The organism is Vogesella sp. XCS3, from assembly GCF_020616155.1.
Classification (GTDB): Bacteria; Pseudomonadota; Gammaproteobacteria; order Burkholderiales; family Chromobacteriaceae; genus Vogesella.
Map to the genome: position 1 here is coordinate 3,630,806 of NZ_CP085530.1, position 10,819 is coordinate 3,641,624.

General features: G+C 65.4%; 8 protein-coding genes. 6 read left to right on the forward strand and 2 right to left on the reverse strand.

Features of this window, described 5'->3' with window-relative positions; all coding sequences use genetic code 11:
• Positions 1-25: 25 nt before the first annotated feature.
• Complete coding sequence (locus tag LCH97_RS17390; protein WP_227302737.1) at positions 26-1,897, forward strand: ATP-binding protein; 1,872 nt, start codon at positions 26-28, stop codon at positions 1,895-1,897.
• On the opposite strand, the gene LCH97_RS17395 is transcribed toward LCH97_RS17390, so the two are convergent.
• Positions 1,807-2,976 carry a hypothetical protein gene (locus tag LCH97_RS17395; RefSeq protein WP_227302738.1) on the reverse strand — a complete coding sequence of 390 codons (1,170 nt, stop codon included), beginning with the start codon at positions 2,974-2,976 and terminating at the stop codon, positions 1,807-1,809. The two genes, LCH97_RS17390 and LCH97_RS17395, sit on opposite strands and share 91 nt — an antisense overlap.
• A gap of 136 nt (positions 2,977-3,112) precedes the next feature.
• Here LCH97_RS17395 and rlmF point away from each other — a divergent pair, with 136 nt between their 5' ends.
• The 3 genes from rlmF (at position 3,113) to LCH97_RS17410 (ending at position 7,740) form a co-directional block, all read left to right on the forward strand.
• Positions 3,113-4,072 (forward strand): 23S rRNA (adenine(1618)-N(6))-methyltransferase RlmF, encoded by a 960-nt coding sequence (gene rlmF, locus LCH97_RS17400; RefSeq protein WP_227302739.1) that lies wholly within the window; start codon positions 3,113-3,115, stop codon positions 4,070-4,072.
• A gap of 218 nt (positions 4,073-4,290) precedes the next feature.
• Complete coding sequence (locus LCH97_RS17405) at positions 4,291-5,070, forward strand: ABC transporter substrate-binding protein (RefSeq protein ID WP_227302740.1); 780 nt, start codon at positions 4,291-4,293, stop codon at positions 5,068-5,070.
• A gap of 12 nt (positions 5,071-5,082) precedes the next feature.
• Positions 5,083-7,740: an EAL domain-containing protein gene (locus tag LCH97_RS17410; RefSeq protein ID WP_227302741.1), complete on the forward strand. Its 2,658-nt coding sequence runs from the start codon at positions 5,083-5,085 to the stop codon at positions 7,738-7,740.
• Here LCH97_RS17410 and LCH97_RS17415 read toward each other — a convergent pair.
• Entirely contained in the window at positions 7,737-8,963 is a 1,227-nt protein-coding gene (locus LCH97_RS17415; protein WP_227302742.1) for a DEAD/DEAH box helicase, read from the reverse strand. The two genes, LCH97_RS17410 and LCH97_RS17415, sit on opposite strands and share 4 nt — an antisense overlap.
• A 165-nt stretch (positions 8,964-9,128) precedes the next feature.
• On the opposite strand from LCH97_RS17415, the gene LCH97_RS17420 reads away from it, so the two are divergent.
• On the forward strand, positions 9,129-10,052 hold the full coding sequence (locus LCH97_RS17420; protein WP_227302743.1) for an alpha/beta fold hydrolase: 924 nt from the start codon (positions 9,129-9,131) through the stop codon (positions 10,050-10,052).
• A gap of 120 nt (positions 10,053-10,172) precedes the next feature.
• On the forward strand, positions 10,173-10,799 hold the full coding sequence (locus LCH97_RS17425; RefSeq protein ID WP_227302744.1) for a 2OG-Fe(II) oxygenase: 627 nt from the start codon (positions 10,173-10,175) through the stop codon (positions 10,797-10,799).
• Positions 10,800-10,819 lie beyond the last annotated feature (20 nt).

Consider the following 10,819-nt stretch of genomic DNA (forward strand, 5'->3'; position numbering starts at 1 on the left):
CTGAGCGCATTTTTAACAGTTTTCCATGAAATCAATACGCAGCATTGTAGGCAGCCTGGCGTTCCTGTTGCTAGTGCTCCTGTGGAGCCCGCCGCTATGGGCGCAGGCACATTACTGGCAAGACCAGGCCGGCCAGCTCAGTGAGACCCAGGCATGGCAGCAGGCGGCGCGCTGGCCTTTGCAGCTGCGCCAGCCGTGGCGCAGTGCGGCAGCTGACTGGGCATGGCGCCCCGTACTGGCGGCAGAGGCCGGCCCACAGCGGGTGCTGGTACTGGGGGTGCCCGATGTCCGTTTTGTACAGCTGTGGCACCGCCGCGCCGATGGTAGCGTGCGGCAGCTGATACGGCTGGGAGAAGGGGCAGCCTATACGGCACGGCCACTGCCGGCGCGCATGCTGGCGCTGCCGCTACCCGATACGCTGCAGGCGGGCGACAGCCTGCTGCTGCGCTATCGCACCCACGGCAATACCCCGCTGCAGCTGGATATCGCCCCGCGCTGGCAGTGGCAGGCCGGCCTGGCGGACAGCAATATGGCAAACGGCCTGCAGCTGGGGGTGCTGCTGGCCTTGATGGTGTTTGCCCTGCTGCAGTACTTGCTGGCGGGCGAGCGCACCTTGGCACTGTACGCCGCGCTGGCCGCGGCGATGATGGCCATGCTGCTGCAGCTGGAAGGCTATACCTTCGCCTGGCTGTGGCCGCAGGCCGGCAGCTGGAACCAACTGGCACCGCCCTTGCTGATGGGCGTGGTGCTGCTACTGCAGTCGCTGTTTGCCCTTAGCCTGTTTGGCGTGGCACGCAGCCATCACCGTTTGTACCTGGCGTATCTCGCCCAGCTGGGCTCGTTGCCCTTGGCAGGTTTTGCTTACTTTTACGCTGGGTGGCTGTGGCCGTCGCTGTTGTCGGCACTGGCGTATCTGGGCTTGATTCTCTACACGGGTGCTTACTACGGGCGCCGCGGTTCGCCGCTTGCCGTGCCGTTTCTGGCCGGCGCGCTGCTGAATGTGCTGTTGTCCAATGTGCTGTTTGGCTTGGTGCTCAGCGGCCTGGCCCTGCCGGTTTCGCCTTTTGCCTTGCCCAAGCTGGGTTATGCCGCCGAGGCGCTGTGTTTTGCGGTAGCGCTGGCGCGCAAGGTGCAGCTGCTGCAGCGCCGCGTGGCCGATAGCCGCCGCCGCCACGAGCAAGAGGCGCTACAGCTGGCGCAGGCCGAGGCCGCTACCGCTGCCGCCCGCCAGCAGGCACGGGCCAGCCAGCTGCAGTTGGCCGCTACGAGCCACGACCTGTCGCAGCCCTTGGCATCGTTGCGGCTGGCGCTAGGGGCGCTGGCGCCGCTACCACAGGCGGCGCCGGTGCTGGCTCACGTGAACCGCACGCTGGATTACAGCGAAGCCTTGCTTGGTGGGCTGATTGCCGAGGCGCGCGGCCAACTGCAGGCGGTGCCGGCCAGCCTGCCCCTGGGGCCGTTGCTGGCGGATGCCTGCCAGCGCCACGCGCCGGCCGCCGCGCTCAAGGGGCTACGCCTGGTGTGCCACGACACCGCCTGGCATTACCCGGCGGCGCCGCTGCTACTGGGGCGCATTCTGGACAACCTGCTGGTGAACGCTATCCGCTATACGCCGGCAGGCAGTGTGCTGCTGGGTGTGCGTTACCGGCCCGGTGCGCTGGTGATCGAGGTGCGCGATAGCGGCCCTGGTCTGGCTGCCGGCCAGCTGCAGCGCTTGCTGCAGCCGTTCCAGCGCGGTGAAGGGCAGGGCGGCGACGGCCACGGCCTGGGCTTGCACATCACCCGTTCGCTGTGCGAAGCAGCCGGTTATACGCTGGCAGTGCGCTCCACGCCCGGCAAGGGGGCGGTGTTTGCCGTGCAGATGCCGCTGGCAGCCGGCCAGGCCGCCACGGGCTGACCGAAACAGCGCGGCTCGGGCAGGCACAGGCCTATTTCGGCAAAAGCACTGTCTACGCACTGGCGGTTGGCCGCACTCACCTGAAACCAGTCGCGCCCGGCCAGCCAGCTAATGCCCAGGGTGTGGATGCTGTAATGCAGCGCCAGCGCCTCGCCAAAGCAGCCGAATACTACCCCGCGCGACAACATCAGCAAGCGCCAGGACAAGCTGCCCAGAATGTAATGCAGCTGCGCCGAGTAGGCGTTGCCGGCGTCCTGGCGGATAACGCGGGTACGGCAGCGCGCGTATTGCGCCATGTCCAGGTTGGCCGGCTCGGCCACGTCGATGACCGGCAGTTTTTTATCTGGCCGGCACAGCTGTGCTACGTCGTCGGCCTGCAGTCTGGCCGACTGGCTGTGGGTACACGCTACCACCGCGTCTACCTGGCCGATGTCGGCGATGCGGGTGTGCACGGCAATGCCGTGTTCGGCCTGCACCTGGGCCAGCGCGCTGGCGTTGCCGCCGTATCCCACTACCTCGTAGCCGGCGTCGCGTAGCGGCTGCAGGATGGCCGAGCCCAGAATGCCGTAAGGGCCGATCACCAGCACGCGGCCGTGACCGGGGGCGATGGCGTGCGTTTGCAGCGCACGGAACACGTCGGCCAGCAGCATGTTGGCCGTACCGTTATCGCCAATGGTGAACAGCAGGTGCGGAAAGCGCGCCTTCAGTTCGGCACCGTCGCGGCCGAACAGCCGCTTGGTGGACGCCGCCAGCAGGATGACGCGGGCGCCGTTTTGTTCGGCCCACTCGGTGGCAGCGATAAACTGCGCCTTGGCCAGGCGGCGGCCGTCGCGGCTCAGCATCTCTTCGGCGGTAACAAAAATGCCGCGCACACGGCCAGCGACCCCGCGCAGGTAGATGCGCGGGCCGTTGGCGTGGCCCAGGCGCGGCGCACGGCCGCCAAAGAAGCGCTGCCGTTCGGCCTCGTCGCGCAGGTTGGTAATGAACACCACGTCTACCGGCGGGCGGCCGGTCAGCATACGTGCCAGGGCACGCAGATCGCACAGCGCTACCATCAGGCGCCACAGATTGGCCAGCATGGCTTGTCTCCTGTTATTGAAATCAGCCACCATGCTAGGGCGGGCAGCGCCCATACTGAATACGCGGTGTCGCGTATTCTTCGCCCTGACCGTGCAAAGCACGTACAATCCGCCGATTGATTTTGCGGTATCTGCCATGACCATTACCCTTCCTGCCGGCGACGGCAAACCCGGCCTGCACTTTCGCAGCCTGCACCGCGAGCGCTATGATTTTGCCGCGCTGATTGCGGCCAACCCCGAGCTGGCCGAGTTTGTGCGCCATAACGAGCACGGCATCGAAACCGTGGATTTCCACAACCCCGCCGCCGTCAAAGCGCTGAACCGCGCGCTGCTGATGCACCACTACGGCGTGCTGTTCTGGGACATTCCGCCCGGCTACCTGTGCCCGCCGGTACCCGGCCGCGCCGACTACCTGCACCACGCAGCCGACCTGCTGGCCAAGAGCAATAAAGGCACCATTCCCAAGCGCGCCACCGTGCTGGATATCGGTGTGGGCGCCAACTGCATCTACCCTATCGTGGGGCGTCATGTGTATGGCTGGCGCTTTGTGGGCAGCGATATCGACGCCGACGCGCTGCGCATGGCCAGGCTGATCGTGGATGCCAACCCGCAGCTGAAAAGCGGTCTGAAGCTGCGCCAGCAAACCGATGCGGCCAACGTGTTCGACGGCATCATCAAGCGCGAAGACCGCTTCGACCTGACCATCTGCAACCCGCCGTTCCACGGCTCGGCAGCCGAGGCCGACGCCGCTGCGCGCCGCAAGGTAGCCAACCTGACCGGCCAGCGCATGGCCAATGTGGAGCTGAACTTTGGCGGCCGCCACCACGAGCTGTGGTGCGAGGGCGGCGAGGAGTACTTCCTGGCCACCATGGCGCGCCAGAGCGTGCGCTACGGCCATCAGGTAGCGTGGTTCAGCTCGCTGGTATCCAAAGTGGACAATGTGCGCGGCCTGCTGCGCGAGCTGGAAATGTGCAACGCCAAGCGTGTGATTACGCTGGATATGGCGCAGGGCAACAAGATCAGCCGGGTGGTGGCCTGGACCTTCCTGGACAAAGAAGCCATGGCAGAGTGGCGCGACGAGCGCTGGGACGCCTGACACCCGTCTAGCATGCAGCGGCCAGTGGCTGGTACCAGGCGCTGTACTGCTCGCCTGGCCACGGTAAAGCAATACTTGATCTAGTGCAGGGTTGGGTAGAAGCCCGGCTGATAATGTGTATATTCTATAGAATATATTAATTTAAAATGCGTGTTTTTATGCATTTTGCTTGATATGCTGCGCCTTGTGCGTGCCACCAAGCCGTCTGGGAACTTGCTATGAAATATGCCCTGCTTTGTCTGGCCGCGCTGGCCACACTTCCTGCTGCTGCCCACGCCGGCCGTCTGGACGACGTGCTGGCTGCGCGGGAAGTACGCGTGTGCATCTGGCCCGATTATTACGGTATCTCCTACCGTAACCCGAAAACACGCCAGCTCAGCGGTGTCGATATCGATATGGCGCAGGGCCTGGGCCGCGACCTGGGCGTGCCTGTGCGTTTTGTCGATAGCTCGTTTGCCAGCCTGATACCCGATATCGAACAAAACCGCTGCGACATCGCCATGTTTGCCATCGGTATCAACCCGGCGCGTAGCGAAAAGCTGCGTTTTACCCGCCCGCACCTGATCAGCGATATTTACGCCATTACCACCAAGAGCAACCGCCGCATCCAGCGTTGGGAAGACATCGACAAACCCGGCATGGTGGTGGCCGTGGCCAAAGGCACGCTGCACGAGCCGGTGATGCGTGAAAAACTGAAGCAGGCCACGCTGCTGGTGACCGACACGCCGCAAGGGCGCGAGCAGGAGGTGGAGTCTGGCCGCGCCGATGTGTTCATGACCGACTATCCGTTTAGCCGCCGTATGCTGGAAACCACCGACTGGGCACGCCTGGTGGCCCCGCCGGCCACCTATCACCTGACCCATTACGCCTACGCCATGAAAAAGGGCGACGATGCCTGGTACGAGCGGGTGTCGCGCTTTCTGGAGCGGGCACGGCAAGACGGCAGCCTGGCTGCGGCGATCAAGCGCCACAAGCTGGACCCGGTGGCCGAGCGCTAGAGCAGGGCCAGCGTGAGTACGTACAGCAGCTTGCAAGCCCGGCTGGGCCTGAATCAGCGCGCCACCTTTGTCATGGTGGTGGTGCTGGTGCTGCTGTTTACCACCCTGGCTACCGCCTCTGTACAGTGGCGTTTGCGTAGCGAAGCACTGTCGCGGCAGTTTGCGCTGGCCAACCTGACCGTGCGCGCGCTGGAAGACCAGCTCACCCAGAGCCTGAACGTGGTAGAGCGCACCTTGCTGCTGTCCGGCAGCACTCGCCAGCGTAGCGACAAGCTCAAGGCCTTTTTGCAGCAAGCACCCTATATCCGCTCTATTGCGCTGGAAAACAGCCAGGGCGTGGTCGAGGCCAGTACCAATGCGGCCAACCTGGGGCTGAGCCTGCCGCGCCAGCAGTTCATGCCGCAAAGTACCGAGCCACTGGGCGTGCTGCGCACCGGCCCCTTGACTGCCGGGCGCGACTTTGCCGACAGCCCGCTGGCCGGGCAGCCGGCGCAGCGCGGCATCAGCTTTATTCCGGTGGCGCTGGACGTGATGCAGGACGACCAGCGCTGGGTGACGGTACTGGCCGCGCTCAATACCGACTATTTCCTGAATTTCTACGGTAACCACATCAGCCCGCAGCAAGGCCAGGTGGCCCTGCTGCGCTACGATGGCAGCCTGATCGTCAGTACCGACCCGCAGGCGCTGCCCGGCCACCGCGGCCCCAGCCGCTTGCTGGCGGCCAGGCTGGCGCAGACCGATGCCGACAGCTACCGCGAAACCTGGCCGGGTGGCCGGCGCGTGCTGACGGCCTACCGCGCCTCGCGTGCCTACCCCTTTGTGCTGGCGGTACACCTGGACGAAAGCCATGCCCTGGCCGCCTGGCGCCAGGAAGCCTGGCGCACCGCCTGGGTGGTGGCCGGTGTGCTGCTGCTATTGCTGGGGGTGGCGACACTCTACTTTCTGCGCTTCGAGCGCCTGGCGCGGGCGCGGGCGCGTGACGAACAAGACCTGCGTATTGCCGCTGCGGCTTTCGATTCGCAAGAAGGCATTTTTGTGACCGATACGCGCAGCGTGATCCTGCGGGTGAACCGCGCCTTTACCCGCATTACCGGCTACACCCAGGCCGAGGCGGTAGGGCAGACGCCCAGCCTGTTGAGTTCCGGGCGGCACGGGCCGGCGTTTTATGCCCACCTGTGGCACTTGCTGCTCAGCCACGGCAGCTGGAGTGGCGAAATCTGGAACCGCCGCAAAAACGGCGAAATCTATCCGGAGTGGCTCACGGTTACTGCCGTGCAGGACGCCAGCGGGGATGTGACGCACTACGTGGCCATGCTCACCGACATTACCCAGCGCAAGGCGGCCGAGCAGGAAATCCAGCAACTGGCCTACTACGACCCGCTAACCCGCCTGCCAAACCGCCGCCTGCTGCTGGAGCGCCTGGAGCGGGCGCTGGCGCACACCGACAGCGAAGGGGCCTTGCTGTTTCTTGATCTGGACAACTTCAAAACGCTGAACGACACCCTGGGGCACGATCACGGCGATATGCTGTTGCAGCAGGTTGGCCGCAGGCTGCTAGCCGGTGTGGGCGAGAGTGACACGGTCGCGCGGCTGGGCGGGGACGAGTTTGTGGTACTGCTGCCCGCGCTGGGCAGCAATGTGGCCGAGGCGGCGGCGGTGGCGCAGCGCCTGGGTGAAAGCCTGCGCCTGGCGCTGAACGCCATCTACGACCTGAACGGCCACGATTACCAGTGCACGCCCAGTATCGGCATCTCGCTGTTTGCCGACGGCCCGCGCGAGTGCGACGAGCTGATGAAGCGCGCCGACATGGCGCTGTATAGCGCCAAGGCAGCAGGGCGCAATACCGTGCGCTTTTTCGACATGCAGCTACAGCGTAGCGTGGCGGAGCGCGCCCGGCTGGAAAGCGCCCTGCGCCGCGTACTGGCCGAAGAACAGCTGAGCCTGCACTACCAGCCGCAGGTGGATGCCAGCGGCCGGATCTGCGGCGCGGAAGCCCTGCTGCGCTGGCACGATAGCGTGCTGGGCAATTTGCCGCCGCAACGCTTTGTGCCCCTGGCCGAGGATACCGGGCTGATCGTGCCTATCGGGCTATGGGTACTGGAGCAGGCCTGCCGCCAGCTGGCGCGCTGGGCGGCCAGCCCGCATACGGCCGGGCTGAGCCTGTCGGTGAACGTGAGCGTGTGCCAGCTGCGCCAGCCGGACTTTGTGGCCCAGCTGCGCGCCATTCTGGCGCAAACCGGTGCCGCGCCGGCGCGCCTGGTGCTGGAGCTGACCGAAAGCGTGCTGATGGACGACGATGGCAGCGGCAGCAGCAAGATGCGCGCGCTGCGCCGCCTGGGGGTACGCCTGGCGCTGGATGATTTTGGCACCGGCTATTCTTCGCTCAGCTACCTGAAAAAGCTGCCGCTGCACCAGATCAAGCTGGACCAGTCGTTTGTGCAGGGCATGCTCAGTGACGGCCACGACGCCGCCATCGTGCGCGCCGTGCTGGGCCTGGCGCAAAGCCTGCAGCTGGACGTGCTGGCCGAGGGCGTGGAAAGCCAGGCGCAGTTCACCAGCTTGCTGGCTTGCGGCTGCCAGCACTTCCAGGGCTACCTGTTTGGTGCGCCGCAGCCGCTGGCCGCGTTCGAACAGCTGCTGTCTGCGGCGTACAGCAGCGGCGACCGTTAAGGCTTGCCCGCCGCAGCGGCAGCGGCGCGCAGCTTGTCTTTCTTGCTCATGCGTTTGCCCTTGATGCCGCCGTTATCGTCGGCTGCGGCCAACCTGGCCGCCGGGGTGTCGGTGGCCGGATAGGCCGCCAGCTGTTCACGGGCAATCTTCAAACCCAGGCGTTTTTCTATCAGGCGAAAGTGCGCGCGGCTATCGGCATCGATCAGGCTGATGGCCACACCGGCTTGCCCGGCGCGGCCGGTGCGGCCTATGCGGTGGGTGTAGTCCTGCGGCGAGCGCGGCAGCTCGGCGTTGATTACCGCCGGCAACGCCGGAATATCGATACCGCGCGCCGCCAGATCGGTGGCCACCAGCACCTGCAGCGTGCCGTTTTTCAGGTTGTCCAGCACGCGCTCGCGCCGGCCCTGGGCCAGCTCGCCGTGCAGCGCGGCGGCACGGATACCCTCGCGCTGCAGCCATTGCGCCAGCTCGGCGGCGTCGTGCTTGCTGTTGACGAATACCAGTACCTGCGGCCAGGCCGCCTCGCACAGCAGCGCCTGCAGCACGGCGTAGCGGTCTGCCGCATTGATGTCGATGGCACGCTGGCTGATGTCCGGCGCGGCCTCGTCGGCGATGGCCACGCGCTGCGGCTGCTGCAGCAGGCGTGCGGCCAACTGTTGTACGTTGGCCGCAAAAGTGGCCGAGAACATCAGCGTCTGCCGCTGCGGCGGCAGCAGGGCCAGGATGCGGCCCAGCTCGTCGGCAAAACCCAGCGCCAGCAGGCGGTCGGCCTCGTCCAGCACCAGGGTGTCGATGCTGCCCAGCGGCACAGCGTTGTTGGCGATCAGGTCTAGCAGGCGGCCAGGCGTGGCGACGATGAAATCGGCCCCGCCGCGCAGCGCCATCAGCTGCGGGTTGATGGACACACCGCCGTAAGCCACCACGATTTTCGGGCGTGGCAGGTGGGCAGACAGCTGCCACAGGGTGTCCCCCACCTGCTGCGCCAGCTCGCGCGTAGGCAGCAGGATCAGGCTGCAGCCACCGCCTGCAGTCAGCTGCTTTTGCAGCAGCGGCAGGCAGTAGGCCGCCGTTTTGCCCGAGCCGGTACGGGCGGTAGCCAGCACGTCGTGGCCAGCCAGAATAGGCGGAATGGCGGCGTGCTGGATGGCGGTGGCGCGGTCAAAGCCGGCGTCGGCCAGCGCGCGTTGCAGCGCCGCGTCGAGCGCCAGGGTAGAAAAAGGCATGGGCAGGGCCGGGTAAGGTGCAAAGGCGGCAGTCTACGGGGTTTGCGCTGTGGCAACCAGCACAGCAAGCACGGTATGGCCTGGGCATGGCGGTTGACGCGGATAGACAGGATACGCATGATTCAAGCGCTTGTTTTATTATTGCCACCCCACCGCCGAGGCTACATGAAAAACCGCGAAGAAGATTTGTTCGTGCCCGTTACCGCCAGCGATACCCTGTACGTAAAGCGTATCCGCCACCCGCAGCACGACGGCCAGCCGGTACTGATGGTGCACGGCGTGATGGCCAACGGGCGCATTTTTTATTCCGATAGCGGCAAAGGGCTGGCGCACTACCTGGCGCGCCACGGCTACGACGTGTACGTGGCCGACTTGCGCGGGCGCGGGCGCAGCACACCGCGTATCAGCCGCCACGCGCGCCACGGCCAGACCGAAATCATCCGCGAAGACCTGCCCGCGCTGCACGCTGCCGTGTGCCAGCACAGCGGTGGCCAGGCGGTGCACTGGATGGCGCACTCCTGGGGCGGGGTGCATATGAGCAGCGCGCTGTTGTACCAGCCGGCACTGATCCCGCAGGTGGCCAGCCTGGTGTACTTCGGCAGCAAGCGCAGCGTGCACGCGCGCAACCTGAACAAGCTGCTGGAAGTGGACCTGATGTGGAACGGCGTGGCGCGGCTGCTATGCCGCAGTGTGGGGTATTTGCCGGCGCAGCGCATCGGCCTGGGGGCGGACGACGAAACCGACAAAAGCCACTGGCAGAGCAAGCAGTGGGCCAAGGTGCGCCCCTGGGTAGATAGCGACGACGGCTTTGATTACGCCGCCGCCGCACAGCGCCATACCTTGCCGCCAGCGCTGTATTTTGCCGCGCAAAACGACCCGTGCCGCGGCCACCCTGGCGATGTGAAACGCTTTCGTGCCGAAAGCGGCGCCCACACCTCGTGCGTGCATCTGCTGGCACGCCATACCGGCTACCGCCACGATTACAACCATGTCAGCTTGCTGACCCACCCCGATGCGGCCAACGATCACTTCCCGCTGGTACTGGCCTGGCTGGCGGGCAACCATCAGCAGGTAGCAGAAAACTACTAAGGACTGTCAACACTATGGCTTGCTGCGGCAAAGGTGCACCGTGCGCTTGATCTGGCGCATTGGCGGCAGGCGGCGCGCATGGTACAAAGCCCGCCTTGATGTTTTTTGCCGGATGTCACCATGACTGTTTTGCAATTTGATCTGGATGCCGTACTGGACGCCTTGGCCGATAAAGGCTGGGTGGTGATACCGCACGCCTTGCCCGCCAGCCTGGTACAAAACCTGCGCGATACCTGCCTGTCGGTATGGCAGCAGGGCTTGTTTCACGAGGCGGCTACTGGCCGTGCTACCGGCCAGGCGCGCCGCGCAGAGATCCGTAGCGACTCGGTACTATGGCTGGACCAGGTGGCCGCCGAGCCGGCCGTGCAGGCGTATAACGCCGCCATGGACGACATCATGCACGCGGTGAACCGTGGCCTGTATCTGGGCCTGGCCGAGCTGGAATCTCACTTTGCCGTGTACCCGGCCGGTGCCTTTTACAAGAAGCACCTGGACCGGTTCCAGGACGATGACGCGCGCACGCTGACCACGGTGTTTTATCTGAATGAAGGTTGGCCGCAAGGGGCCGGCGGGCAAATTCGCCTGTATCTGGATGACGCTTGCAGCGAGTATCTGGATATCGAGCCGGAGGCCGGCACGCTGGTGTTGTTCCTGTCCGACCGTTTCTGGCACGAAGTGCTGCCGGCGCGGCAGCAGCGCCTGTCGGTAACCGGCTGGTATCGCCGCCGTACCGACCGCGTGCTGTAAGGCGGGCCGCTAGCCGGGTT